The organism is Microbacterium sp. Y547, assembly GCF_057669785.1.
The window spans coordinates 92,955-118,245 of record NZ_JBYHFN010000003.1; the positions used below are offsets into that span (position 1 = coordinate 92,955).

The window sequence follows — 25,291 nt, forward strand, 5'->3', positions numbered from 1 at the left end:
TCGACGCTGAACGCCCGGCGCGCGTCAGCCCTCTTCCAGAATGGAGTCGGGCTGGATGTCGATCTTCGCGCCCGTGAGCTTGGCCGCGAGGCGAGCATTCTGCCCTTCTTTTCCGATCGCCAGCGACAGCTGATAGTCGGGTACGAGCGCCCGCACGGCCTTGCTCGAGGCGTCGAGCACGAAGCTCGAGGTGACCTTGGCGGGCGAGAGCGCATTGGCGACGAACTTGGGCAGCTCGGGGTCATAGTCGACGATGTCGATCTTCTCGCCGCTCAGCTCTTCGGTGACGGCCCGCACGCGGCGGCCGAGCTCGCCGATGCAGGCGCCCTTGGCGTTGATCGTGGGGTCGTTCGCCTTGACGGCGAGCTTCGTGCGGTGTCCGGCTTCGCGGGCGAGCGAGACGATCTCGACCAGGCCCGACGCGATCTCGGGCACCTCGAGAGCGAACAGCTTGCGCACGAGTCCGGGGTGAGTGCGCGAGACGGTGATCTGCGGCCCCTTCGTGCCCCGCGACACCGAGGTGACGTAGACGCGCAGGCGCAGGCCGTGGGTGTACTCCTCGCCCGGTACCTGTTCTTCGGGCGGCAGGATCGCCTCGACCGTGCCGAGGTCGATGTGCACCATGCGGGGGTTCGGACCCTGCTGCACGACACCGGCGACGATGTCGCCCTCGCGCCCGCGGAACTCACCCAGCACGGCGTCGTCGGCGATGTCACGCAGACGCTGGCTGATGACCTGCTTCGCGGCGAACGCGGCGATGCGGCCGAAGTCCTCGGGCGTGGACTCCTCTTCGCCGATGACGACGTCTTCCTCATCGCGCAGCGGGATGAAGACCGAGACGTGGCCCGTCTTGCGGTTGAGCTCAGCCCGCGCACCGGCGGGGAGTTCGCCGTCAGGCGATGTGTGCTTGGCGTAGGCGGTCAGGATCGCCTGCTCGATGATGCGAACGAGTTCGTCGAAGGGAATCTCCTTCTCGCGTTCGACGGTCCTCAGCAGTCCGAGATCGATGTCCACGATGGGCCTCCGTATTCAGCTCTCACCGGCGCGTCGAGCGCGCCGGAACCATATGACTTTACCGGATGCCGCCGCGGTCACCGACCTCTCAGCGGAGGCAGTCGTCCAGCGGCAGGTCGCGCCCACCCAGCACGGCATCCGTCCACGAGATGAGCAGCGGCAGGAAGCGTGAGCGGGGCAGCAGGGTGCCCAGATGGTCGTAGCCGCTGTAGACGGCCCAGCGCACCTGCTCGCCGTCGGCGCACAGTCGCTGCACGAACTCCTGCTGCAGCCGCGGGGGGATGACTTCGTCCTGATCACCCCACGTGACGAGGATCGGCGTGCCCCACGGCCCCGTCGCGGCATTCTCGGCGAGCCGTTCGCCGAGGGCGCCGGCGGTCAGGTCGCCGATGTACAGTGGCCGATCCTCGGAGACGCCCAGGGCGGTGGCCACCGAGACGATGACGCCGGGCTCTTCGGGGCAGCGCTGGGTCATCTCGCGCACGATCGTCTCGGCCCCCGTGGCGACGTAGCGCGTCAAGTCGACGTCGGCATACGTATCGGCGTACGGCACGAGCACCCACGACGTGAGGATCGTCAGCAGCGCGTTGCTGTCGCTCTGCAGCATCTCTTCGGCGAGCGCGAGTGGCTCGGCGACGGGCGCGAGCACCGCCGTTCCGCGGATGTCGAGTTCGGGCGCGTACTCCTCGGCGATCTCCGACATCCACAGCGCCGCGTGCCCACCCTGCGAGTGCCCCCATGCGACCGTGCGCGGCGACAGGATCGACCCCTCGAGTTCGCGCGCGGCCAGCACGGCATCAAGCGACGAACGGGCCTCGCCCTGGCCGATGAGGTAGGGGAAGACCCCCGGCGCCCCCTGACCGGAATAGTCCGACGCCACCACGATCCATCCGTTGGCGAGCGCGCGGTCGAGCCCGGGGATCGCCCAGCGCGTGGCGGACGCATCGCGCAGGCTCGGTGCGCAGCCGCGCGCCACGCCTGTCGTGCCGTGGTTCCATGCGATGACCGGGCGCGCACCGGGCGGGCGCTCATCGGGGACGATGACGAGCGCGCTCGCGACGGCCGCACGCCCCAGGGCGTCGCTCGTCGTGTACAGGATGCGGGTCACCTCGGCACCGGGCGGATGCTGCCCCACGAAGTCGTCGGAGCGGATCAGGCGACCGTGCTCATAGGGCACGAGGTCGGGCGGGTCGTAGAACGCGTCGACGACCTTGGCGCCCTCCTGCAGCCAGTCATTGAGCCACCAGCCGCCGGATGCCGTCACGACCAGCAGCGCGGCGAGCGCGTATCGGCCGGCGGCCGCCCATGCACGCACGCGCGCACTGCGGCGCTGCCCCGTCTCACCCGCCGGCGCAGGCTCGGACGTTCCGTGGCGGAACCCGCGCACAGCGCGCACGAGCGTCGTGATGCCGAAGACGGTGGTGCGCACACCGAACACGATCGCGACGACGAGCACCGTGACGTCGGGCCAGGTCAGCGCGAGCACACCGAAGGCGATCTGCGCTCCCGCCCACGCGAACGCGAGGACGCGACGACTGACACTGCCTCGTGTGAACGCGTCGAAGAGCGAACCGAGGCCGCCGAGGATGAGCAGGTACGCCAGGAGCACGGGGAGGAACTCGAGGGTGCGTCCGAAGCCGACGAGCACGGCGAGCCCGAGAACGATCCACGCGCCCGCGAAGATCCGCCGTGGCCAGGTCGCCGCCCGGCGACCGGCGAGGTCGGCGACGCCGGAGACGACGGCGCTCAGCCCGATGTAGATCGTCAGGATGACAAGCGATGTGAGCGGCCGCGTGATGATGAGCAGCCCCAACAGCAGGGCGAGGGCACCGACGAGCAGCAGCACGAGCGGCGGGGCTTTCGCGACGAGGCGCGGCAGTGCGCTCCACCGTGGGGCGACCCCCGCCTTGCGCTCCTGACTCACCGTTTTGATTGTAGATCGGCTCGCGGGCTTGCGAGGATGCGTCAGCTCGCGGTGCCGAGGCCGTTCACGGCGCGGATCAGCCGGTACAGCGACCCGACCTGGAACTGGTCGAACACCACCGCGAGCCGCGGCAGGTCGACGCGGTCGTCGTCTTCACGTTCGGGCCGGAGCGCCTCGGACCGCTCGATGCGGCCCTCGGCCGCGAGGAACCCGAAGCGTTCGTTGAGCTCGTCGATCTCGGCATCCGTGGGCTCGTGGCGCAACCGCAGCACGAGCCGTCGACCGACCCAGCGCAGGGAGTCGTAATTTCGCCAGAATCCGGTGATCTCGGATGCGGCGACCTCGACGGAGTCGGTGACCAGCACGCGGTCGAAGTCGTCAGGCGAGATGACGCCCGACGCCACCAGCTGCTCGTCGACGAAGTGCCGCAAGCCGGCCCAGAACGTGCCCCCCGGCGCATCCAGCAGCACGATGGGTGTCGGGTCGGCCTTTCCCGTCTGCTGCAGCGTCAGCAGCTCGAACATCTCGTCGAGCGTGCCGAACCCGCCCGGCACGCAGACGAACCCGCGGGACTCTTTCACGAGCATGAGCTTGCGGGTGAAGAAGTACTTCATCGTCACGTTGTTCGCCGCCGACGAGATGACGGCGTTCGGCTTCTCTTCGAAAGGCAGACGGATCGACACCCCCAGGGAGCGCTCGGCGCCCGCACCCTCGGCCCCCGCCTGCATGATTCCGGGGCCGGCGCCCGTGACGATCATCCAGCCGCGCTCAGCGAGCGCCGCAGCGACCTCGGATGCCTGGCGGTAGAGCGCGTCCTCTGGGCGGGTGCGCGCCGAGCCGAAGATCGTCACTTTGGGGACGTCCTCATAGGGGGCGAAGAGCCGGAACGCCGCACGCATCTCGGTGAGCGCGGCCGATGTGATCTTGAGGTTGAGCCGGTCGGACTCGTCGAGCCCCATGCCGACGCCGGTCGCGAGGATGCGTGCGATGAGATCTTTGTTCTCGTGGATGCCGGCATCCTCGATCGCCTCGCGGATGCGGTGGGTGACTTCGGGAGGGACAACGCTCTCGGTCATGACTCCAGCGTCGCATGAACCACCGTCGCAGGGTGCGCCTGAACGTCGATCTATGCTGGCCCCGTGCCCTCCGCGCCCGCTGTGAAGTCCGCCGCCCGAGAAGCGGCATCCAACCCCGTGCTGCGCCTGCTCGCCCGTGCGGGGTATGTCGCCAACGGAATCGTGCACGTGCTCATCGGTGCCATCGTGCTCGCGATCGCCTTCGGAGCGCCTGGCGAGGGCGATCAGGCCGGAGCGCTGAAAGCGGTCGCCTCGGCGCCGCTCGGATTCCTGCTGCTGTGGGTCCTCGCCGTCGCACTCATGGCCCTGGGTCTCTGGCACGCGTTCGCGGGCATCATCGCCCGCGCGGCGCGCGACGATGTCAAGGGAGCGGCGAAGAAATGGGGACGGCGCGCGTCGGAATGGGGCCAGGCGGCGGTCTTCCTCGCGCTCGGGATCATCACTGCCGCCGTCGCGCTGGGAGCCCGCCCCGACGCCGAGGAGACGGCGGAATCCGCGAGTCGCGGCGTGCTGCAGCTTCCGGGAGGCCCTTTCGTTCTCGGCCTGACGGGGCTGGGGATCGCGATCGGAGGCGTCTCCTTCATCGTGATGGGCGTGCTGCGCAGCTTCCGGAAACGGATGGACCTCCCCGACGGCAAACGAGGTCATGGGCTCACGGTGGCCGGGAGCGTCGGCTTCATCGCGAAGGGCATCTCACTCGGGGTCGTCGGCGTCCTCGTGGTCGCCGCCGCGGTGCAGAAGGACGCCGCGGCCGCGGGTGGGCTCGACGGCGCCATCGACGCCCTTCTGGAACTCTTCCTCGGTCACCTTCTGGCAGGGCTCGTCGGTGGCGGGTTCGTCATATACGGCGTCTTCACCGTGTTCCGCGCCCGCTACGCGAAGCTGGACGGTTAGACGTCGCCGCCCCGGCTGTCAATCCCCTCGCGGCGGCCATGCCATCCGCCGAGGCTGGAGCCATGACAGACAGCGAGGCGCAGGAAGTGACCGGGCCCGAGGCGATCGCCCGGGTGAAGGAGCTCGTCGAGGACATCGATCTGACGATGCTGACCACCCAGGACGCCGAGGGTCACCTCGTCGCCCGGCCGATGAGCACGAGGCAGATGGACGACGACGCGGCGATCTGGTTCTTCACCCTCGAAGACACCAAGAAGATCGACGAGGCCCAGGCCGAGCGTGACGTCGGACTGTCCTACATCGACCCCAAAGGGCACCGCTACGTGTCGATAGCAGGCAAGGCGAGCGTCGTCGACGACCGTTCCAAGATGGAGGAGCTGTACACCTCGTCGCTGGACATCTGGTTCGAAGACGGGCTCCAGACCCCCGGCATCACCCTGCTGCAGGTCACGCCCGTGGAGTGCGAGTTCTGGGAGCCCAAGAGCGGCAGGCTCGTCACGGCGGCGGGCATGCTCAAGGCGCTCGTCACTCGCGACTCCCCCGATGACACGATGCGCCACGGACGAGTCCGGTTCTGAGCGACCGGGCCCGCCTCAGCGGCGGAGGCGGCTGACCGCCTCAGCGGCGGGGACGACGTCGCGCTGGCCGGTGCGGCGATCCCACAGCTCGACCTCGCCGGCCGCGGCGCCGCGTCCGACGATGACGATGTGCGGGACGCCGACGAGCTCGGCGTCACCGAACTTGACGCCGGGCGAAACCTTCGGGCGGTCGTCGTAGAGCACGTCGAAGCCCGCGGCCTCGAGCTCGGCGGACACCGCTTCGGCAAGCTCGAAGGCTGCGGCATCGCGTCCTGTCGCGACCACGTGCACGTCGAACGGGGCGACGGATTCGGGCCACACGAGGCCCTTGTCGTCGTTGTTGAGCTCGGCGATGATCGCGAGGATGCGGGTGATGCCGATGCCGTACGAACCCATCGTGACGGTCACGAGCTTGCCGTTCTCGTCGAGCACCTTGAGCCCGAGCGCCTCGGCGTACTTGCGTCCGAGCTGGAACACGTGGCCGATCTCCATGCCGCGGGCGAGTTCGACGGGGCCCGAGCCGTCGGGTGCGGGGTCTCCCGCGCGCACCGTGGCGACCTCGATGAAACCATCGGCGGTGAAGTCACGACCCGCGACGAGCGAGTGCACGTGCTTCTGGTCGATGTTCGCGCCCGTGATCCACGCCGTGCCGTCGACGACCCGCGGATCCAGCAGATACCGGATGCCGGTCGCCGACTCTTCGCCGAGGATCGGTCCCATCTCGGACCAGGGGCCGATGTAGCCCTTGACCAGCAGCGGGTGGCGCTCGAAGTCCTCGGGCGTCGCCGGTTCGACCTCGGCCGGGGCGAAGGCGACCTCGACCCGCTTGTCGTCGACGTCGCGATCACCCGGCAGCCCGATGATGACGAGCTCGCGCGTGCCATCGAGGTGCGTGAGGGCGAGCACGACGTTCTTGAGCGTGTCGGCCGCGGTGTATTCGCCGTCCAGCACGGCGTTCGAGTGTGCGACGAGCGTGTCGATCGTCGGTGTGTCCGGCGAGTCGAAGATGACGGGAGCGGGCAGGCCGTCGAACGGGATCGGCTCGGGTACGACCGTCGTGAACGCCTCGACATTGGCGGCATAGCCGCCGGCCGAGCGCACGAAGGTGTCCTCGCCCACCGGCGTCGGGTGCAGGAACTCCTCGGAGCGCGATCCGCCCATGGCGCCCGCATCCGCCTGCACGATGACGTACTCGAGGCCCAGACGCTGGAAGATGCGCTCGTACGCGTCGCGCTGCGCCTGGTAGCTCGCCTCGAGGCCCGCGTCACTCGCGTCGAACGAGTAGGCGTCCTTCATCGTGAACTCTCGCCCGCGCAGGAGGCCGGCGCGGGGACGCGCCTCATCGCGGTACTTGTCCTGGATCTGGTAGATCGTCAGCGGCAGGTCCTTGTACGACGAGTACATGTCCTTCACGAGCAGAGTGAAGACCTCTTCGTGTGTGGGCGCGAGCAGGTAGTCGGCTCCCTTGCGGTCCTGCAGGCGGAACAGCGCATCGCCGTACTCCTCCCACCGGCCGGTCTGCTCGTACGGATCGCGCGGCAGCAGCGCCGGGAAGTGCACTTCGTAGGCACCCGCCGCCGCCATCTCGTCGCGGACGATCTGCTCGATCTTGCCCTTGACCCGCAGGCCGAGCGGCAGCCAGGCGAAGACGCCGGGCGCCTGGCGGCGGATGTAGCCCGCGCGCACGAGCAGTCGATGACTGGTGACCTCGGCATCGGCGGGGTCTTCGCGGAGCGTGCGGAGGAAGAAGTGCGAGAGACGGGTGACCACGAGCGACAAGTCTAGGGCGCGGGTCGCGTCGCGGGTTCCCTGAACCCCGGAAGCGTGTGCAGCGGTCAGCCCGCGCGGAGCACCTTCTCTATGGTCTTGCCTCGTGCGAGCTCGTCGACGAGCTTGTCCATGTAGCGAATCTTCTGCATCAGGGGGTCCTCGATCTCCTCGACCCGCACGCCGCAGATGACCCCCGTGATCTGCTCGGCCGCGGGGTTCAGAGCCGCGTCCTCGAAGAACGAGGTCAGGTCTGTCTCCTCCTCGATGTGGCGTGCGAGAGCCGCGTCGTCGAAGCCGGTGAGCCAGCGGAGCACCGCGTCGAGCTCCTCCTTCGTGCGTCCCTTCCGCTCGACCTTGGCGACGTAGAGCGGATAGATCCGCCCGAAGCTCATTCCGAAGATCTTGTGCACGCCGCCACCCTACGCCCGACCCGTGCACGGCACTCGCTGCACCCTCGCCGCAGCGAGCGCCCGGGTCTTTACCGTGTCGACGACCGGGCGTACCGTGCTGACATGGCTCTCGAAGCGCCGGTGACGGCGTGGCTTCTGGATTCGGACCCGGCCCTGCGCTGGCAGGTTGAGCGCGATCTGAGTGGCGCTCCGGAAGAGGTCTGGCAGGCGACCCGGCGACGCGTCGCGACCGAGGGGTTCGGCGCCGCGCTGCTGGCCCAGCAGGACGCCGACGGCCAGTGGGCCGGGGGCGCATACTTCCCGCGCGGTTACTTCGACAGCGCCGAGCGTGACGAGCCGGGCCAGCCGTGGGTCGGGACGACCTGGGCACTGAAGGACCTGCGGGAGTGGGGCCTCGACGCCGAGTCACTGGGCGATACGGCGGAGCGTCTCGCTGCCCACAGCCGGTGGGAGTATGACGATCTCCCCTACTGGGGCGGCGAGGTCGATGTCTGCATCAACTCCTTCACTCTCGCCAACGGCGTCTGGCTCGGCGCAGATGTGTCGCGGCTGGTTGCATGGTTCCCCGAGCATCGCCTCGCAGACGGAGGCTGGAACTGCGAAGCGGAAGAGGGCGATTCGGTGCGCTCCTCCTTCCACTCCACCCTCAACGCGGTCCGCGGCATCCTGTCGTACGAGCAGGTGACGCCCGACCCCGCCCTGCGCGCCGCCCGCCACGCCGGCCAGGAGTACCTGCTCGAGCGTCGACTGCTGCATCGACTGTCGACGGGTGAGGTCGTAGGAGAGTTCGCGACGCAGTTCCTCTATCCGAACCGGTATCGCTACAGCACACTTGCCGCGCTGGACCATTTCCGCGCGGCAGCGCTCCTCGAGGGAACCGCTCCCGATCCTCGCCTCGCCGACGCGATCGAGACGGTGCGCGCGGCGCGGCGGCCCGACGGCACCTGGCTGCAGGAAGGTCGGCTGGACGGACGCACGTGGTTCGACATCGACGTGCCACCGGGCGAGCCGTCGCGCTGGCTGACACTCATCGGCACGCGCGTGCTGGAGTGGTGGGACGGCGCCGGGCGGTGAGCCCGCTTCTCACGCCGCGCGCAGCACCGTGACGGTGGCTGCGCCTCAGCGTCCGAGCAGATCCAGCGCGGCGTCGACGATGCTGACCACGTCGATGCCGTGCAGCGCGTAGGCGTCCTCGAGGCTCGACGACTGGCCGAACTGCGAGACGCCGAGGCTGCGGAGGCGGTCTCCCCGAACCGCGGCGAGGAACGACAGCGTGTGCGGATGCCCGTCGGCAACGGTGACGATCGGCACGGTGCGCGATGCAGGAAAGAGCTGGTCGACGATGGCGCTGCGCGAGGACTCGTCGAGTCGATCTCGGCTCTGCAGTGAGCGGAAGACGAGGTCGGGGCTCGTGAGGCACACGACACCGGCGGCGACGCCGAGGCTCTCGAGCCGCTCCGCGGCGGACAGCACCTCGGGCATGATCGCGCCGACGCCGACGAGGGTGACCTCCTCATCCGCGCCCGCGTCGACGAGTCGATACCCACCCGCCACGACCTGCCGCCGGCGACGCTCGAGCATCGCCGGATCCTCGGGAAGGCGGGCGAGCGCCTGATCGATCGGTCGCGTGGTCAGTCGGAAATACGCCGACGTGCCGTCCGGCGTGCCGATCCGGCTCATCGCCTCGAGCATCGTCCACTCGAGGTCCTGAGCGAACGCCGGCTCCCACGCGATGCAACCGGGCTGCTCGAGCCCGATCGACGGAGTCGTGATCGACTGGTGCGCGCCACCCTCGGGGGCGAGCGTCACCCCCGAGGGCGTGCCGACGAGGATCGACTGACCGCCCGCGTAGATGCCGTACGACCAGGGCTCGAGCGCGCGAGTGACGAACGGATCGTAGATCGTCGCGATCGGGATGATCGGCTGCCCCCACCTGCTCCACGTCGCGCCGAGTTCGCCGGCGAGGCTCACGAGGTTGACCTCGGCGATGCCCAGTTCGATGTGCTGACCGCTCGATGTCTCCGACCACTTCAGCAGCCGGTCCGCGTCGTCGGCGAACCAGTCGCGGCGCTCCCCGACCGCCCACACGCCGGTCTTATTGATCCAGCCGCCCAGGTTCGTCGACGAGGCGACGTCGGGGCTCAGCGTCACGACGCGGCGCGCGGCGTCGGGAGCCGCGCGGGTGAGGTCCGAGAGGAAACGGCCCAGCGCCGCCTGTGTCGAGATGACCGCCCGGTACCCCCACGGCAGCGACGCCGGCACGGCGGTCGGTTCCGCGAGCGGGATGTCGGGACGGCGAAGGCGTTCGGCCGCGGCTGCGATGACCGCCTGCTCGTCGGTGCCGTCGTCGAAGGCCCGCCACGGGTCATCCAACGACGTCCCCGACAGCACGGCGAGCTCGTCGAGCTGTGCGGCGTTCAGCTGCGCGGAGTGGTTGTTCGGGTGCCCCTCGGTCGCGAGACCGCGGCCCTTCACGGTATAGGCGAAGAGCACCGACGGGCGGGTCGGATCGATCTGCTCGTACGTGTCCAGCAGCATCCGGATGTCGTGTCCGCCGAGGTCGCGGATGGCGGCGGCCAGCTCCTGCTCCTCAAGGGAATCGACGCAGGCACGCAACCCGTCGGACGGCGCGGGGCCGGCGACGCGCGCCGCCAGCCCGGACGGATGCGAACGCAGCAGGCGCTGATATTCCTCGTTCGGCATGGACTCGAGGCGTTTCCGCAGCTCGTCGCCGCCGGGACGCTCGAAGATCGCGCGGATGCGCCGCCCCCATTTGACCGTCAGGACCTGCCAGCCCGCCGCAGCGAACATCCCCTGCAGCCGTTGGATCTGGATGTCGGGGATGACCCGATCCAGCGACTGCCGGTTGAGGTCGACGATCCACAGCAGCTCGCCCATGCGCGACACCTGCGGGTCGCAGATGGCCTCCCACACGGCACCCTCGTCGAGCTCGGCGTCGCCGAGCAGCGAGATGAAGCGCCCCGATCGCGGCGTCTCGGGAAACTGGTCACGCAGATAGCGGTGCGACAGGGCCGCCCAGATCGGCGCCGTCGCACCGATGCCGACGCTGCCGGTCGAGAAGTCGACGGTGTCGGGGTCCTTCGTGCGACTCGGGTAGCTCTGCAGGCCGCCCTTTTCGCGCAGGCGCGGCAGATACGACGCATCGAGCCCACCGAGCAGGTAGTTGATGGCGTGCAGTGCGGGCGACGCGTGCGGCTTGACCGACACCCGATCGTCGGCGGTGAGCTCAGAGAACCACAACGACGTCATGATCCCGACCATCGACGCACTCGATGCCTGGTGCCCGCCGACCTTGACGCCCGACGGATTCGGGCGTCCGCGGTTCGCACCGTCGACGATGGCGGTCGACAGCCACAGCACGCGCTGCGCGATCCGATCAAGCACGTCGTCGCCGAGCGACGCAGCGGCCGAGAGGGGGCGGTCGTTGACGGAAGGGGCGACGGCCTCGTCTATGTCAGTCACCACGGAAGACTAACGAAACAGTCCGCTGTATGCGTTGAGCGCCAGCTGGCCGCCCAGGTGCGCGTAGAGCACGTTGCTCGTCGCGGGGATCTCCTTCGATGCCACGAGATCGATGAGTCCCGCGAGCGACTTGCCCTCGTACACGGTGTCGGTGATCATCGCCTCGAGTGAGCCCCCGAGCCGGATGGCTTCGAGCGTGGATTCGACGGGGATGCCGTAAAGGTCACCCGCCCACCCTTCGAGGATCGTGATCTCGTCATCGCGCAGGTCGCGACCGAGACCGATGAGCTCGGCGGTGTTGCGCGCGATGCGCTCGACCTGAGCGCGGGTCTTGTCGATCGTCGCCGACGCGTCGATACCGATGACGCGGCGGGGGCGGTCCTGTCCCGCGAACCCGGCGATCATGCCGGCGTGAGTCGAGCCCGTCACGGTGCAGACGATGATCGTGTCGAAGAAGACGCCCAGTTCGCGCTCCTGCTGCTCGACCTCGTAGGCCCAGTTCGCGAAGCCGAGGCCGCCGAGCGGGTGATCCGAAGCACCGGCGGGGATCGCGTAGGGCTTGCCGCCCTCGGCGACGACCTCGTCGATCGCCTGCTGCCAGCTCGATCGGATGCCGATGTCGAAGCCGGCGGAGTCGAGTGTGACCTTCGCCCCCATGATGCGCGACAGCTGGATGTTGCCGACCCGGTCGCTCAGCGGGTCGGGCCACTCGACCCAGTTCTCCTGCACGAGGCGGGCCTTGAGCCCGAGCTTCGCGGCCACCGCGGCGACCTGACGGGTGTGGTTGGACTGGTAGCCGCCGATCGAGACGAGCGTGTCGGCACCCTGCGCGAGCGCCTCGGGCACGAGGTATTCGAGCTTTCGGGTCTTGTTGCCGCCGAAGGCGAGGCCGCTGTTGACGTCTTCCCGCTTGGCCCAGATCTGAGCACCGCCGAGGTGCTGCGTCAGGCGCGGCAGATGCTGGATCGGGCTCGGCCCGAAGGTGAGGGGGTAGCGCTCGAAGTCGGTGATAGCCATGTCGTCCTCGTCAGGTCGTGGGGAAGAAGTGCCGCAAACCTACCGCAATATTTTGGATATCGCATTTCGGATGTCAGATTCGGCCGTAGAATGCCGGAAGACCCATCCTCGCGAGGAGCTCCATGCCTGTCCCCTCTGCCAGCCCCGTGCCGGCACGCGAACTCCTGCGCGACAACGTGTACACCGCGTTGCGGGACGCCATCGTCGACGGCACGCTCGCTCCCGGCGAGCGCCTGCGCGACACCGAGATCGAAGCATGGCTCGGGGTCAGCCGCACCCCGATCCGCGAAGCGCTGCTGCGCCTCGAGCGGGCCGGACTCGTCGTCTCGCAGCCGGGACGCGCAACGATCATCGCGCCGCTCGACGCGGATTCGACACGCAGCGCGCAGCAGGTCGCGGCATCCATGCACGAGCTGGCCGCGCGACTTGCCGTCCCCGCCATGACAGACGCCGAGCTGGATGACCTCGCGGCGGCCAACGACGCGTTCGCAGCGGCGATCGAGGCCGGCGACACCGACGCGGCACTCGCTGAGGACGACCGCTTCCACGGCGCGTTCGTGCATGCGTGCGGCAACCCCCTCGTCACCGAGGTGCTCGAGATCGCGACTCCCCTGCTGCGCCGCGTCGAACGACTGAGATTCGGCTCTCACTCGGGGCGCGACTCGGTCGATCAGCACGCCGAGATCATCGCCGCGGCTCGCGCACGCGACGCCGAGGGCACAGCGCGCCTGTGTCGCGAGAATTGGCTGTCGCTGCGCTACGCCGCGGAGCCGTGACTCGACGCGCCCGCGAGCAGCGTGATCGTCAGCTGGTGACGACCTGGGCCGTTCCCACGGCGGCATCCGGACCCATTTCGGCCGCGATGCGGTTCGCCTCTTCGATGAGCGTCTGCACGATCTCGGCTTCGGGCACGGTCTTGATGACCTGACCCTTGACGAAGATCTGGCCCTTTCCGTTTCCGGATGCCACACCCAGATCGGCCTCGCGTGCCTCACCCGGGCCGTTCACGACGCAGCCCATCACGGCCACGCGCAGCGGCACGGTCATGTCCTTCAGGCCCTCGGTGACGTTGTCGGCCAGCGTATAGACGTCGACCTGAGCCCGCCCGCAGGACGGGCACGAGACGATCTCGAGCTTGCGCTCGCGCAGGTTGAGCGACTGCAGGATCTGGTGTCCGACCTTGACCTCTTCTGCCGGCGGGGCCGACAGCGACACCCGGATCGTGTCGCCGATGCCCTCGGCGAGCAGAATGCCGAACGCCGTGGCGGACTTGATCGTGCCTTGGAAGGCGGGACCGGCCTCGGTCACCCCGAGGTGCAACGGCCAGTCGCCGCGCTCGGCGAGCAGGCGGTACGCCTTCACCATCACGATCGGGTCGTTGTGCTTGACCGAGATCTTGAAGTCGTGGAAGTCGTGCTCCTCGAACAGCGAGGCCTCCCACACGGCGCTCTCCATGAGGGCTTCGGGAGTGGCTTTGCCGTACTTCTCGAGCAGGCGCCTGTCGAGCGATCCGGCGTTGACGCCGATGCGCAGCGATACTCCTGCGGCCTTCGCCGCGGCGGCGATGTCGCCCACCTTGTCGTCGAACTGGCGGATGTTGCCGGGATTGACCCGCACGGCCGCGCAACCGGCGTCGATCGCCTGGAAGACGTACTTCGGCTGGAAGTGAATGTCGGCGATGACGGGGATCTGACTCTTCGCCGCGATGATGTGCAGCACATCGGCATCGTCCTGCGACGGCACCGCAACGCGCACGATCTCGCAGCCCGACGCCGTGAGCTCGGCGATCTGCTGCAACGTCGCGTTGATGTTCGTCGTCGGGGTCGTCGTCATGGACTGGACGCTCACCGGCGCATTGCCGCCGACGAGCACCTTGCCGACCTTGATCTGGCGGCTCTTCCGACGCGGGGAGAGGACTTCCGGCACGCGCGGGATTCCGAGGTTCACTGCTGGCACGCCCCCAGCCTACGGCGCGGGGGCGGGGGGGGGCCTGGCAGGGCGCCGAGAGAGGCGCCTGTGGTAGTTTCGGCGCATGCCCGCGAACCTCACCTGGTGGCCCGTCTCTTAGGCGGGTGTTCGCACGACGACAGACCGCCTTCGGGCGGTCTTCTTCGTGTAAGGCGACTGCCCGCCCGACGAAAGACCGACGATGACCGGGTCCGATTCCTCCACCATCGGGGAGCTCGCTGCGCGCGGCATCCCCTTCGCCCTCATCGCGCGCAACGGTGAGACCGTCGAGCTGCTGCGAGGCGACGTCGTCGACGTCGATCTGCTCGCGGACATCCCCCTCGAAGACGCCGACGGCACGCCGCGCGAAGTCCTCGCGCTCGTGCCCTACCGCCAAGTGCGCGAACGCGGCTTCACGTGCCACGACGACAACGCGCCGCTGCGCTGCCTCGTCGTGACGACGCACGAGCACCTGGCACGCGACGAGGTCATCGCAGCTCTCCCGTCGCAGCCGGTCCCCCTCGACGATGCCGGCTTCGACATCTCCGACGACGACTACGCCGACATCGTGCGTCACGTCATCGCAGATGAGATCGGTCGGGGCGAGGGCGCGAACTTCGTGATCCGCCGCGACTTCACCGCGGATGTCGGGACGGATGCCACCGTCGCAGCGCTGACGTGGTTCCGTGCGCTGCTCGAGCACGAACGCGGTGCGTACTGGACGTTCGTCGTCGTCACCCCCGACCACATCGCCGTCGGCGCGAGCCCGGAGGCGCACGTGAGCGCGCACGACGGAGTGGTCACGATGAACCCGATCTCGGGCACGTTCCGCCACCCCGAGGGGGGCGCGACAACCGAGTCGCTGACCGAGTTCCTGCGATCGACGAAAGAGACCGAAGAGCTCTTCATGGTCGTCGACGAAGAACTCAAGATGATGAGCGCCGTCTGCTCGGACGGTGGGCGGATCACCGGACCGCATCTCAAGGAGATGTCGCGCCTCACGCACACCGAGTACGTCCTGCGCGGGCGCAGCACGATGGATCCCCGCGACATCCTGCGCGAGACGATGTTCGCGCCGACGGTCACCGGATCGCCCATGCAGAACGCCTGCGCGGTCATCGAGCGGCATGAGCCCACACCTCGCGGCTACTACTCGGGCGTGGCCGCACTGTTCACGCCGATCGGCGGGCGGGGTCGGACACCCGCTGCGGGAGGGGCGACGCACGATCTCGACGCGCCGATCCTGATCCGCACTGCTTACCTCGCAGGCGGCCGCCTGCGGGTGCCCGTCGGCGCGACCCTCGTGCGCCACTCCGACCCCGACGGCGAGGTCGGCGAGACGCACGGCAAGGCCGCCGGAGTTCTCGGCGCGATCGGCGCGATCCCGCGCGACAGCGCCGCCCCCGTGGCGACCATCGACGAAGACGAGCCCGCCGCCGAGCCGCGCCGCCTGGCCGACGACCCCGAGATCAGCGCCCTCCTGCAGTCGCGCAACGCCCGTCTCGCGCAGTTCTGGCTCAACCCGCAGGACCCGGAGGGCGACGGACCGTTCGCGGGGCGCACAGCGCTCGTCGTCGACGCCGAGGACCGCTTCACCACGATGCTCGCCCACCAGTTGCGCCGACTCGGCCTCGTCGTCGAGATCGCGCCGTGGCACGCCGTCACCGACGCCCAGATCGAGACGGCCGAGCTCGTCGTCGCGGGCCCGGGTCCCGGCGACCCACGCGATGCGAACAGCCCCCGCATGGCGCGCATGCGCGATGTCGTCGCCCGACGTCGCGCGAGCGAGCGGCCGCTCCTCGCGGTCTGCCTCAGCCACCAGATCCTCTCCGACTCGCTCGGCATCGAGCTGGCCCCCCTGGCGTCCCCCCATCAGGGACTGCAGAAGACGGTCGACATCTTCGGCGAACCCGCCTCCATCGGCTTCTACAACACGTTCACGGCGCGCGTCCCCGCGGGGACGACGCACGTGGGCGAAGCGGAGATCTCGGCGGATGCCACGGGCGACGTGTACGCGCTGCGCGGCCCCGGATTCGCGTCGGTCCAGGGCCACCTCGAGTCGATCCTGTCCCGCGACGGCATCGCCACGTTGGAACGACTCGTCGCTCACGCCCTGCGCTGACCCGATTCGCGCCCTGACCGCGGGCGCTGCCCGGCGTCAGAACAGCGAGATCGGGTTGAACAGGTCGGCGAGGATGAGCACGCCACCCATCACGAGCAGCGCGATGAAGACGGCGAGCGTAACGGGCACGAGTCTCGTCGCATCGACGGGTTTGGGCGGCGGACGTCGGAACAGCTTCGCCCACGCGCGCTTGATGCCGTCCCAGAGCGCCACGACGACGTGCCCGCCGTCGAGGGGCAGCAGCGGAATGAGGTTGAACACGAACAGCGCGATGTTGAGCGAGGCGAGGAGCCCCAGGAACCCCGCCGTGCGGTTGAGGATCGGAGACTCCGACGCGGCGACCTCTCCGGCCAGGCGCCCGGCCCCGACGATGCTGAGCGGACCGTTCGGATCGCGCTCATCGCCCGTCACGAGCGCGACGCCGGTCTCCCAGATCTTCACCGGCAGCTGCCAGATGATGCCGGCGACGGCCGCGACGTTCTCGACGGCGGCCTGCGGGCCCGACCAGATGGGCTGGCGCACGTAGGCGACGGTCGGACCGATGCCGACGAACCCGACGTCTGCGTACTGCACATCGCCGTCGGCATCGAGGATCGGATAGCCGCGGTCATCGGTCACGGGCTGCTCGACCGGCACCGGCGTCACCCGCAGCGTCTGCTCGACACCGTCGCGTTCGATGAGGATGGGGATCGTGTCGCGTGCCGAGGCGCGGATGATGTCGGATGCCTCGGCGAAGGTCGTCACGGGCGTTCCGTCGACGGCGAGCACGACATCACCGGGCAGGATCCCGGCCTCAGCGGCCGGCGCGCGCGGATCCGACGGCTCGCACTGCGTGCGCTCGGCAGATGCGGGGATGGCGCACTCGCTCACCCGGGCGACCGAGGTCGTCGCGCTCTGCACGCCGATGCCGCTCAGCAGGATCGCGAAGAGCACGATCGCGAAGAGGAAGTTCATGAGCGGCCCGCCGAGCATGATGACGACGCGCTTCCACACCGGCAGGCGGTAGAAGACGCCGTCCTCGGCGCCCGCCTCGAGCGTCTCGTCGTTCGCGGCGCGGGCATCCTGCACCATCGTCGCGAAGAAGCCGCCTCCGGCGCGACCGCCGCGCTCTGCGGGCGAGGGCGGATACATGCCCGCCATCGAGATGTAGCCGCCGACCGGGATCGCCTTGACGCCGTACTCGGTCTCACCGACGCGGCGCGACCACAGGGTGGGCCCGAACCCGACCATGTACTGGCCGACGCGCACGCCGAATCGCTTGGCAGGAACGAGGTGACCGATCTCGTGGAGGGCGATCGACACGGCGAGACCGACGACGAGCAGCACGACGCCGATCACGAATGCGAGAAACTCCACACGCACACGGTACCTGCGCGCGGCTTTGCGTTGGCTCGGAGCCCGCGCGTGCTCTACTGTGACGATCGGAGAGGATCCCATGCACACGCGCCACACCCGGACGCTGCGCGGCGCTGCCGCCGCCGCGGTCGCGACGTGGACAGCCGCTGTGTCACACACGGTCGGAGGGGGCGAGGCGCCCGCTCCCCTGCTGATCGGGGTCGTCGCCGTGCTGGCCGCACCCTTCGCCGTCGTCCTCGCGGGCCGGCGACTCGGGCTCGCGCGTCTGGCCCTCACCGTTCTCAGCGCACAGGTGCTCTTCCACGTGGCGTTCGCCGCGACGGCGGGCGCGGGCGGAACGGTGCGCGGTCACGTGCACGGCCGCCCCCTCCTGACGGGCGGCGCGAGCACGGCATTTGTCCACCCCGACCTCGGAATGTTCGTCGCGCACATGGCCGCCGCCGTCATCACGGTCGCTCTGCTGCACCGGGGCGAGCGGATGCTGCGGGCGCTCGGCCGTGGCATCGCACGCCTGTTCGCACTCACGCCGGATGTCGTCGTGCTGCCGTGGCCCGTCGTGCTGACGCGTGCGGTCTCCCCTCGCCTCGCGCCCCTGCGGGCGCGTCTCGCCAATGACCTCGCCCGGCGGGGTCCTCCCGTCGTCGTCGCCGCAGCCTGAGGGCTGCACCCGCCCCTGCCGCGCCACGGCGGGGGAACCTCGCGCACGCCCGGATCCGGGCGGCGCCCACCGACGACGAAAGAGACACTCATGACCACTTCCCGCTTCTCCCGCCTGCTCACCGCCGGAATCATCGGCGGCGTCGCCCTCGCCGTGGCGATCCCCGTCGCCGCATCGGCGCACGTGCACGTCGACCCCGGAGCGGTCTCGGCGGGCACGACCGAGACGCTGACCTTCTCGTTCTCGCACGGCTGCGACGGCTCGCCGACGACCGCGATCGTCATCACGATCCCCGACGGGGTCGGCAACGCGACACCCATCGTGCAGGGCGGCTGGACCGTCACGCGCGAAGACGGCGCCGACGGTGTGCCCGAGACGGTGACGTTCACCGCCGACAAGGCGATCGACGACGGGCTGAAGGCCACGGTCTCGATCGACGCGATGTTCGAAGAGGGAACCGCAGGCCAGACCCTCGCCTTCCCCGTGCTGCAGGAGTGCGCCGAGGGCTCGAACGACTGGAGCGAGATCGCCGAGGACGGCCAGGATCCGCACGACCTCGCCGCACCGGCACCGCTCGTCGAGGTCGGCGAAGCGGTCGCGGCCGGTGACGGACACGGCGACGCGGGCGATGCTGCGGAGGCCGAAGAGGGCTCGGCGTCCGGACATGACGGCGAGGCCGTATCGGCATCCGTCGCGGGTGACGACACAACCGCTCGCTGGCTGGCCGGTGGCGCCCTCGTCGCGGCGCTCGCGGCCCTCGGCGTCGCGCTCGTGCGAGGCCGTTCAGCCAAGCGCTGAGGCGATCCTGGGAAGGCCGCATCCTCGGCCTTCCCAGGACACCCCGCGCGGGTGATTAGATGGACTGGCCATGCCCAGCGACTCCCCCCTCTCGAACCTCCCGCCTGTTCTCCGGCCGGATGCTCCGCCCGTCCACGCGCTCGATGATCTCGCCGCCCGCTTCAACGCCGACGTGCGCGGCTCCACCGCCGGCGTCCAGCTGAGCGGATTGACCCTCGCAACGGCGGATCTTCGCCCCGGCGACCTCTTCGTCGCCGCGCAGGGCGGCACGCGCCACGGCGCCGAGTTCGCCCAGACCGCCGCCGCCAAGGGCGCTGTGGCGGTCGTGACGGATGCCGCCGGAGCCGACCTCGCCGAGGCATCCGGTCTTCCCGTGCTCGTCGTCGACGACCCGCGGGGGCTGCTCGGCGACCTGTCGGCGTGGGTCTACGGCACGGGGCGCGACGATGACCTGCCGATTCTGTTCGGCACGACCGGGACCAACGGCAAGACGAGCGTCTCGCACCTGCTCGAGGGCATCCTGGGCCAGCTCGGGGTGGTGACGGGCCTGTCATCGACGGCCGAGCGGCACATCGCGGGTCAGATCATCGTGTCGCGCCTGACGACGCCCGAAGCGTACGAGATGCACTCACTGCTCGCCCTCATGCGCGAGCGCGGCGTCGAAGCGGTAGCCGTCGAGGTGAGCGCTCAGGCGCTGAGCCGCCGCCGCGTCGACGGTCTCGTGTTCGATGTCGCGGGCTTCACGAACCTCACGCACGACCACCTCGACGATTACGCCGACATGCGCGAGTACTTCGAGGCGAAGATGCCGCTGTTCCGCCCCGATCGGGCCCGACGTGCCGTCATCAGCATCGACCACCCCTCCGGCGCCGAGATCCTCGCCCGCAGCGAGATCCCCGCGCTCACGGTCGGCATGCCTGCCGTGGCTGTCGATCCCGATGCCGCACGCGCGGCCGACTGGGTCGTCGAGGTGCTCGATGAGCGACAGGACGGCACCCGCTTCCGCCTCACGGGGCCAGAAGGCCGCACCCTCACGACCGTCGTGCCCGTCATCGGCACGCACATGGCCGCCAACGCCGCGCTCGCGATCGTCATGATCCTCGAGGCCGGATACGCGTGGGAGCGCGTGCGCGACGCCCTCGACGGGGGACGCATCACGGCCTATCTGCCCGGCCGCACCGAGCTCGTCTCAGGCGACCGCGGACCCGCCGTGTACGTCGACTTCGGACACACTCCGGATGCCTTCGAGAAGACCCTCGCGGCCGTCCGCCGGGTGACCCCCGGCAAGGTGGTCATGCTCGTCGGCGCCGACGGCGACCGCGACGCGACGAAGCGCCTCGATATGGGGCGCACGGCGGCCGAAGGCAGCGACATCCTCGTCATCACCGACCACCACCCGCGGTTCGAGGATCCTGAGTCCATCCGCGCGACTCTCATCGAGGGCGCGCGCCGTGCTCGGCCCGACGCCGAGATCCACGAGTACACGCCGCCCGAGCGGGCGATCATCGAGGCGATCTCGCTCGTGGGTGAGGGCGACGCGATCCTGTGGGCTGGGCCGGGTCATCAGGATTACCGGGACATCCGCGGCAACCGCGCACCCTACTCGGCGCGTGAGCTGGCCCGTCGCGCGCTGCGCGCCGCCGGCTGGCCGGTGCCCGACTCGCGCTGGCCTGTGCCGTACGCCGGCGACGAGACGCCGCCGTCCGACCCGCTGCGCCCAGCGTTCTGACGCGGCGACGCGGCTATGCGCTCGCCATGATGCGGTCGGCGGTGGCGCGCGCCCACGTCTCGGCCTCGGCGAGGCTTTCGCGCGTCAACTCGGTCGGCGCTTCGTGCATGTCGACGACACGCTCGATGGTCTCGACGATTCCGGGGAACGAGAGTCGTTTCTCGTGGAAGGCGTCGACGGCCTGCTCGTTGGCGGCGTTGAAGACGGCGGGGTAAGTTCCTCCGGCGCGTCCGACGCGCTTCGCGAGCGAAACAGCGGGGAACGCCTCGGCGTCGAGCGGCTCGAAGGCCCAGGATGTCGCGGCCGTCCAGTCCAGCGGCGCACCCACGCCCGCGATCCGGTGCGGCCAGTCCAGACCCAGCGAGATCGGCAGCCGCATGTCCGGCGGGGAGGCCTGCAGGATCGTAGACCCGTCGGTGAACTCCACCATCGAGTGCACGATCGACTGCGGATGCACGACCACCTCGATGTCGCCGTACGGCACCCCGAAGAGCAGGTGCGCCTCGATCACTTCGAGACCCTTGTTCACGAGTGTCGCGGAGTTCGTCGTGACGACGCGCCCCATGTCCCATGTGGGGTGGGCGAGCGCTTCGGCCGGCGTCACGGCGTCGAGCTCGTCGCGCGAGCGGCCTCGGAACGGGCCCCCGGATGCCGTGAGCACGAGGCGGCGCACTTCGTGACGCTCGCCGGCGCGCAGGGCCTGAGCGATGGCGGAGTGCTCCGAGTCGACCGGCACGATCTGACCGGGTGCGGCGATCGAGGTGACGAGCGCACCGCCGACGATGAGCGATTCCTTGTTGGCCAGGGCGAGCGTGCGTCCGGCCTCCAGCGCAGCGAGCGTCGGCCCGAGGCCCACTGAGCCCGTGATCCCGTTCAGCACGACGTCGGCGTCGATGTCGCGCACGAGCTGCTCTGCCTCGACGGCACCGAGGGCCGTGTGCTCGACGCCGAACTCGTCGGCCTGCGCCGCGAGCATGGTGCGGTTGGATCCGGCGGACAGCCCCACGACCTCGAAACGACGGGGGTTGCCGCGGATGACGTCGAGCGCCTGCGTTCCGATCGAACCGGTGGAGCCGAGGATCAGGACGCGACGCATCCCGTCAGCTTAGACGCGGGCCGGCATGGTCACCCAGCCGACCCGCGCTTGTGTCACTGAGCGGCAGGAGAGGCGGCCGCGAGGATGTCGACGACGAAGACCAGGGTCTGACCGACGAGGTCTTCCTCGTTGATCTCGCCTTCTCCGTACGCGGCCGAGGGCGGGAGAACCGCGATGACCTGCGAACCGACGGTCTCGCCGATGACGGCGTCGGCGAAGCCCTGCACGACACCACCGCTGGTCGAGAAGCTGAACGGCTGGCTGCCCCAGCTCTGGTCGAAGACCTCGCCGTCGTTCCACGAGACGCCGTGGTACTGAACGAGCACAGCGTCGCCTTCCTTGACCTCGGCGCCGTCGCCCTTCTTGAGCGTGGCCTTCTCGAACTCGGTCGGAATGTCGCCCTCGGGCAGCGTCACGGTCGGGGCACCCGACTCGTCGAGCTCGACCGTGGGGAAGCCGTCGACGGGGTCCTGCTCTTCGCCCCAGGCGACCGACTCGCTCGTGCCGAGCACGTCGAGAACCCAGATGGCGGCGGGCGAGCCCTCGGACTCGGGAAGAGCCATCGCGATGCGCGAGCCCACGGTGGCGCAGCCGAAGAACTGGTCGGGGCCGGTGCCGACCGAAACCTGCACGGGCAGCAGATCTTCGCCGTAGCCCTCGGTGCCGGTCTCCTCGCCGCTGGTCGCGTCGAAGACGGTCAGAGCGTACGTGACGAGGTCGCCGTCCGAGAGCGGGTCGCCATCGCCCTCTTCGATCACGAGGCGCTCGGCGGTCTCGACGGTCAGCGGGCCGTCGAACTCGATCGTCGCGGACTCGCCGACCTCACCGCCCACCTCGAGCGACTCGACGATCGGGCCGGAAGGCTGGGCGACCGCGCACAGGTCGCCGCCCGCGTCCGCGGTCGACGTCGGCGTCGCTGCGGGGTCGGGAGACGAGCAGCCCGCGAGAGCGAGCAGCGCGACGGCGGAGACGGATACAGCGGCGAGGGAGCGGATGCGCACGGAGGAACCTCGTGTTCGATAGGCGGAGGTTCCATCCTTCACCATTCTCCTTTGCTCCGGCTGTGAAGGACATGCCCAGCCCGGTATGCGGTCGGGAGTAATCTCGTTCGGTGACTTCTGCCGACGTACCTGAGCCCGCCGACAGCGCTGCCGGTGAGCCGGCGCGCCGCATGGGGGCGACGTACGCGCTCGGGCGCATGGTGCTCACCCCCCTCGCACGAATCATGTACCGCCCCCGTGTCATCGGCAAAGAGAACGTGCCGCGCACCGGTCCGGTCATCTTCGCGAGCAATCACCTGTCTTTCATCGACTCGATCGCGATCCCCGTGGCAGCCCCCCGCCCCGTGCACTTCCTCGCGAAGTCCAGCTACTTCGACGGCACAGGCGCCAAAGGATGGGTCTCGCGCACCTTCTTCACGGCGATCGGCGCGATTCCCGTGCAGCGCGGCGCCGGACAGGCCGCCCTCGATGCCCTCGATCAGCAGCGTCAGCTGCTCGAAGACGACCGCGCCGTCGCGCTCTATCCCGAAGGCACGCGGTCACTCGACGGGCGCCTGTACAAGGGCCGCACGGGCGTGGCCTTCCTCGCCCTGCAGACCGGCGCACCGGTCGTTCCCGTCGGCCTCATCGGCACCGACAAGGTCATGCCGGTCGGCGCCTCGGCCCCGTCGCTCAAGCACCGCATCACCGTGAAGTTCGGCGAGCCCCTCGATCTGTCGCATGCGGGGCCCGCGACGTCGGGTCGCGCCCGGCGCATCGCGACGGACGAGATCATGGCGGCGATCCACGCACTGTCGGGCCAAGAGCTCGCCAACGCCTACAACGAGCTGCCCGCGCAGAGCCCGATCGAGCGGATCAAGCAGGTCCTCCCCCACGAGCGCCTCTGACGACCTCGACCGAGGGCTCGTGGCGCACGGGGAAGTTCACCGAGTTGCCGATGAAGCACCACTGCGCCGCCTGCGTGTGGGCTGCCGTCGCGGCATCCGTCATCGACGCGTCGGCGACCGTGACCCGCGGGCGCAGCACGACCTCACGGAAGGCTCCCCCGCCGCGACCGTCGAGCTCCAAGACGCCCGTCGCCTCGTCTTCGTACGCGACGACCACGACGCCCGCCTGTACGCACGCGTGCAGGTACGCCAGCAGGTGGCACTCGCTCAGCGCGGACAGCAGCATGTCTTCAGGGTTCCAGCGCGTCGGATCCCCGCGGAAGGGCTTGTCGGCCGAGGCGAGCAGCGTGGGCTTGCCGTCGACCTCGAGCGTGACACTGCGGTCGTAGTCGCGATAGCCCGACGTGCCCGTTCCGCGGTCGCCCGTCCACGTGCTTCGTACGGAGTACCGATGCTCGCCCCACATGCGACACAGTCTGGCACGCGCATACCCCCCGCACGGCGATAGGATTTCCGGATGCCGCAGACCTTTCCACTGACGGGAGCCGTCGAGCTCGCCGTCGTCGAACGCAGCGGTTTCGTCGAATCCCGGCACGCCGGAGTCGCCATCACCCTGGCCCCCGACGGCACCGTCGTCGAAAAGCTCGGCGACGCCTCGGCACTGTTCCTCCCCCGCTCCAGCCTCAAGCCTCTGCAGGCCCTCGCATGCCTCACCGCGGGGGCGACGCTCGAGGGCGAGCAGCTCGGTCTCGCCACGGCGAGCCACTCCGGCACGGACCGACACGTCGACGTCGTGCGCGCCATGCTCTCGGCCGTCGGACTCGGCGAAGACGACCTCGGCTGCCCTGCCGCGTGGCCGATCGACCCCGCGACGCGCAATGAGCTCGTGCGCGACCTCGGGCAGCCGACATCCGTTCGCATGAGCTGCTCGGGCAAGCACGCCGCAATGCTCGCCGCGTGCGTCGCGAACGGCTGGGACACCGCCTCGTACCTCGACCTGAATCACCCGGTCCAGATGCACATCCGCGAAGTCATCGAGCGCCTGACCGGTGAGAAGATCACGGCGAGCGCGGTCGACGGCTGCGGTGCCCCGATCTATGCTCTGACCGTCTTCGGATTCGCTCGTGCCGTGCACCGCATCGGCACGGCCTCGACGACATCGCCGTTCGCCCTGCACCGCAGCGCCGGCGCGCTCGTGCAGGCGGTGCGCGCACACCCGTGGACGATCGATGGTCCCGGCCGCCCCGACACGGTCGCGATCGAGCGGCTCGGGGTCTTCGCCAAGAGCGGCGCCGAGGGTGTCATGACGATGGTCGCTCCCGATGGCACGACCACGGTCGTCAAGGTGCTCGACGGCTCGGGCCGCGCCGGCACGGCCGTCGCGCTGCGGCTGCTCGAGCGTGCCGGCGCGCTGTCGTCTCAAGACGTCGCCGACACCATGTCCAAGCTCCCGCTCGCCGTCCACGGCGGCGGCACCACCGTCGGGGCCATCCGCCCCTCGGTCTGACCGCTCTCACCCAGAGCACAAAGC

Annotated in this window: 22 protein-coding genes; 10 read left to right on the plus strand and 12 right to left on the minus strand. The window is 69.6% G+C overall.

Annotation, left to right across the window (positions count from 1 at the left end; translation table 11 throughout):
- Positions 1-24: 24 nt before the first annotated feature.
- The 3 genes from nusA to AC25Y0_RS05835 form a co-directional block, all read right to left on the minus strand.
- Positions 25-1,014 carry a transcription termination factor NusA gene (gene nusA, locus AC25Y0_RS05825; protein ID WP_488122181.1) on the minus strand — a complete coding sequence of 330 codons (990 nt, stop codon included), beginning with the start codon at positions 1,012-1,014 and terminating at the stop codon, positions 25-27.
- A gap of 88 nt (positions 1,015-1,102) precedes the next feature.
- The gene (locus tag AC25Y0_RS05830) at positions 1,103-2,938 is read right to left on the minus strand and encodes a lipase family protein (protein WP_488122180.1); all 1,836 of its coding nucleotides are present in this window, start codon (positions 2,936-2,938) and stop codon (positions 1,103-1,105) included.
- Between the two features lie 41 nt (positions 2,939-2,979).
- Positions 2,980-4,014 (minus strand): LOG family protein, encoded by a 1,035-nt coding sequence (locus tag AC25Y0_RS05835; protein WP_488122179.1) that lies wholly within the window; start codon positions 4,012-4,014, stop codon positions 2,980-2,982.
- Between the two features lie 63 nt (positions 4,015-4,077).
- Here AC25Y0_RS05835 and AC25Y0_RS05840 point away from each other — a divergent pair, with 63 nt between their 5' ends.
- Positions 4,078-4,908: a DUF1206 domain-containing protein gene (locus tag AC25Y0_RS05840; protein ID WP_488122178.1), complete on the plus strand. Its 831-nt coding sequence runs from the start codon at positions 4,078-4,080 to the stop codon at positions 4,906-4,908.
- A 62-nt stretch (positions 4,909-4,970) separates the two neighbouring features.
- Positions 4,971-5,486 carry a pyridoxamine 5'-phosphate oxidase family protein gene (locus AC25Y0_RS05845; RefSeq protein WP_488134364.1) on the plus strand — a complete coding sequence of 172 codons (516 nt, stop codon included), beginning with the start codon at positions 4,971-4,973 and terminating at the stop codon, positions 5,484-5,486.
- A 15-nt stretch (positions 5,487-5,501) separates the two neighbouring features.
- Here AC25Y0_RS05845 and AC25Y0_RS05850 read toward each other — a convergent pair whose 3' ends face one another.
- Positions 5,502-7,256 carry a proline--tRNA ligase gene (locus AC25Y0_RS05850; RefSeq protein ID WP_488122176.1) on the minus strand — a complete coding sequence of 585 codons (1,755 nt, stop codon included), beginning with the start codon at positions 7,254-7,256 and terminating at the stop codon, positions 5,502-5,504.
- Between the two features lie 65 nt (positions 7,257-7,321).
- A complete protein-coding gene (locus AC25Y0_RS05855) occupies positions 7,322-7,666 on the minus strand; it encodes a DUF2200 domain-containing protein (protein WP_488122175.1) in 345 nt (114 codons plus the stop codon).
- A 102-nt stretch (positions 7,667-7,768) separates the two neighbouring features.
- Between AC25Y0_RS05855 and AC25Y0_RS05860 the strand changes: the two genes are divergently transcribed.
- Positions 7,769-8,740 carry a squalene cyclase gene (locus AC25Y0_RS05860; RefSeq protein ID WP_488122174.1) on the plus strand — a complete coding sequence of 324 codons (972 nt, stop codon included), beginning with the start codon at positions 7,769-7,771 and terminating at the stop codon, positions 8,738-8,740.
- A gap of 45 nt (positions 8,741-8,785) precedes the next feature.
- Here AC25Y0_RS05860 and AC25Y0_RS05865 read toward each other — a convergent pair whose 3' ends face one another.
- Both AC25Y0_RS05865 and AC25Y0_RS05870 read right to left on the minus strand, forming a co-directional pair.
- Entirely contained in the window at positions 8,786-11,149 is a 2,364-nt protein-coding gene (locus AC25Y0_RS05865; RefSeq protein ID WP_488134365.1) for a transketolase-like TK C-terminal-containing protein, read from the minus strand.
- 9 nt (positions 11,150-11,158) lie between these two features.
- Entirely contained in the window at positions 11,159-12,166 is a 1,008-nt protein-coding gene (locus AC25Y0_RS05870) for a 1-aminocyclopropane-1-carboxylate deaminase (RefSeq protein ID WP_488122172.1), read from the minus strand.
- Positions 12,167-12,288: 122 nt separating this feature from the next.
- On the opposite strand from AC25Y0_RS05870, the gene AC25Y0_RS05875 reads away from it, so the two are divergent.
- Positions 12,289-12,942, plus strand: a complete 654-nt coding sequence (locus AC25Y0_RS05875; protein ID WP_488122171.1) for a GntR family transcriptional regulator — start codon at positions 12,289-12,291, stop codon at positions 12,940-12,942.
- Positions 12,943-12,970: 28 nt separating this feature from the next.
- Here the strand turns inward: AC25Y0_RS05875 and ispG are convergent, their stop codons facing one another.
- Positions 12,971-14,122, minus strand: coding sequence for a flavodoxin-dependent (E)-4-hydroxy-3-methylbut-2-enyl-diphosphate synthase (gene ispG / locus AC25Y0_RS05880; protein WP_488122170.1), 1,152 nt, complete (start codon positions 14,120-14,122; stop codon positions 12,971-12,973).
- Positions 14,123-14,315: 193 nt separating this feature from the next.
- Here ispG and AC25Y0_RS05885 point away from each other — a divergent pair, with 193 nt between their 5' ends.
- Entirely contained in the window at positions 14,316-16,235 is a 1,920-nt protein-coding gene (locus tag AC25Y0_RS05885; RefSeq protein WP_488134366.1) for an anthranilate synthase family protein, read from the plus strand.
- A 36-nt stretch (positions 16,236-16,271) separates the two neighbouring features.
- Here the strand turns inward: AC25Y0_RS05885 and AC25Y0_RS05890 are convergent, their stop codons facing one another.
- A complete protein-coding gene (locus tag AC25Y0_RS05890; RefSeq protein ID WP_488122168.1) occupies positions 16,272-17,591 on the minus strand; it encodes a M50 family metallopeptidase in 1,320 nt (439 codons plus the stop codon).
- Between the two features lie 79 nt (positions 17,592-17,670).
- Here AC25Y0_RS05890 and AC25Y0_RS05895 point away from each other — a divergent pair, with 79 nt between their 5' ends.
- The 3 genes from AC25Y0_RS05895 (at position 17,671) to AC25Y0_RS05905 (ending at position 20,776) form a co-directional block, all read left to right on the plus strand.
- Positions 17,671-18,249 carry a hypothetical protein gene (locus AC25Y0_RS05895; protein WP_488134367.1) on the plus strand — a complete coding sequence of 193 codons (579 nt, stop codon included), beginning with the start codon at positions 17,671-17,673 and terminating at the stop codon, positions 18,247-18,249.
- A gap of 90 nt (positions 18,250-18,339) precedes the next feature.
- Complete coding sequence (locus tag AC25Y0_RS05900) at positions 18,340-19,047, plus strand: YcnI family copper-binding membrane protein (protein ID WP_488122166.1); 708 nt, start codon at positions 18,340-18,342, stop codon at positions 19,045-19,047.
- 70 nt (positions 19,048-19,117) lie between these two features.
- Positions 19,118-20,776 (plus strand): Mur ligase family protein, encoded by a 1,659-nt coding sequence (locus tag AC25Y0_RS05905; protein WP_488122165.1) that lies wholly within the window; start codon positions 19,118-19,120, stop codon positions 20,774-20,776.
- 13 nt (positions 20,777-20,789) lie between these two features.
- Here the strand turns inward: AC25Y0_RS05905 and dxr are convergent, their stop codons facing one another.
- Together dxr and AC25Y0_RS05915 are read right to left on the minus strand one after the other, a co-directional pair.
- Positions 20,790-21,872, minus strand: a complete 1,083-nt coding sequence (dxr, locus tag AC25Y0_RS05910) for a 1-deoxy-D-xylulose-5-phosphate reductoisomerase (RefSeq protein WP_488134368.1) — start codon at positions 21,870-21,872, stop codon at positions 20,790-20,792.
- A 53-nt stretch (positions 21,873-21,925) separates the two neighbouring features.
- The gene (locus AC25Y0_RS05915) at positions 21,926-22,873 is read right to left on the minus strand and encodes an FKBP-type peptidyl-prolyl cis-trans isomerase (protein ID WP_488122163.1); all 948 of its coding nucleotides are present in this window, start codon (positions 22,871-22,873) and stop codon (positions 21,926-21,928) included.
- Positions 22,874-22,983: 110 nt separating this feature from the next.
- Here AC25Y0_RS05915 and AC25Y0_RS05920 point away from each other — a divergent pair, with 110 nt between their 5' ends.
- On the plus strand, positions 22,984-23,760 hold the full coding sequence (locus AC25Y0_RS05920) for a lysophospholipid acyltransferase family protein (protein ID WP_488122162.1): 777 nt from the start codon (positions 22,984-22,986) through the stop codon (positions 23,758-23,760).
- Here the strand turns inward: AC25Y0_RS05920 and AC25Y0_RS05925 are convergent.
- The gene (locus AC25Y0_RS05925) at positions 23,729-24,226 is read right to left on the minus strand and encodes an OsmC family protein (protein ID WP_488122161.1); all 498 of its coding nucleotides are present in this window, start codon (positions 24,224-24,226) and stop codon (positions 23,729-23,731) included. The genes AC25Y0_RS05920 and AC25Y0_RS05925 overlap by 32 nt on opposite strands.
- Before the next feature lie 51 nt (positions 24,227-24,277).
- Between AC25Y0_RS05925 and AC25Y0_RS05930 the strand changes: the two genes are divergently transcribed.
- Positions 24,278-25,267 (plus strand): asparaginase, encoded by a 990-nt coding sequence (locus tag AC25Y0_RS05930; protein ID WP_488122160.1) that lies wholly within the window; start codon positions 24,278-24,280, stop codon positions 25,265-25,267.
- The last annotated feature ends 24 nt before the right edge of the window (positions 25,268-25,291 follow it).

Coding starts and splice junctions, on each gene's coding strand:
- AC25Y0_RS05835 (WP_488122179.1), bottom strand. CDS start 4,014: ATGACCGAGAGCGTTGTCCCTCCCGAAGTCACCCACCGCATCCGCGAG.
- AC25Y0_RS05845 (WP_488134364.1), top strand. CDS start 4,971: ATGACAGACAGCGAGGCGCAGGAAGTGACCGGGCCCGAGGCGATCGCC.
- AC25Y0_RS05860 (WP_488122174.1), top strand. CDS start 7,769: ATGGCTCTCGAAGCGCCGGTGACGGCGTGGCTTCTGGATTCGGACCCG.
- AC25Y0_RS05870 (WP_488122172.1), bottom strand. CDS start 12,166: ATGGCTATCACCGACTTCGAGCGCTACCCCCTCACCTTCGGGCCGAGC.
- AC25Y0_RS05875 (WP_488122171.1), top strand. CDS start 12,289: ATGCCTGTCCCCTCTGCCAGCCCCGTGCCGGCACGCGAACTCCTGCGC.
- AC25Y0_RS05885 (WP_488134366.1), top strand. CDS start 14,316: ATGACCGGGTCCGATTCCTCCACCATCGGGGAGCTCGCTGCGCGCGGC.
- AC25Y0_RS05895 (WP_488134367.1), top strand. CDS start 17,671: ATGCACACGCGCCACACCCGGACGCTGCGCGGCGCTGCCGCCGCCGCG.
- AC25Y0_RS05900 (WP_488122166.1), top strand. CDS start 18,340: ATGACCACTTCCCGCTTCTCCCGCCTGCTCACCGCCGGAATCATCGGC.
- AC25Y0_RS05905 (WP_488122165.1), top strand. CDS start 19,118: ATGCCCAGCGACTCCCCCCTCTCGAACCTCCCGCCTGTTCTCCGGCCG.
- dxr (WP_488134368.1), bottom strand. CDS start 21,872: ATGCGTCGCGTCCTGATCCTCGGCTCCACCGGTTCGATCGGAACGCAG.
- AC25Y0_RS05925 (WP_488122161.1), bottom strand. CDS start 24,226: ATGTGGGGCGAGCATCGGTACTCCGTACGAAGCACGTGGACGGGCGAC.
- AC25Y0_RS05930 (WP_488122160.1), top strand. CDS start 24,278: ATGCCGCAGACCTTTCCACTGACGGGAGCCGTCGAGCTCGCCGTCGTC.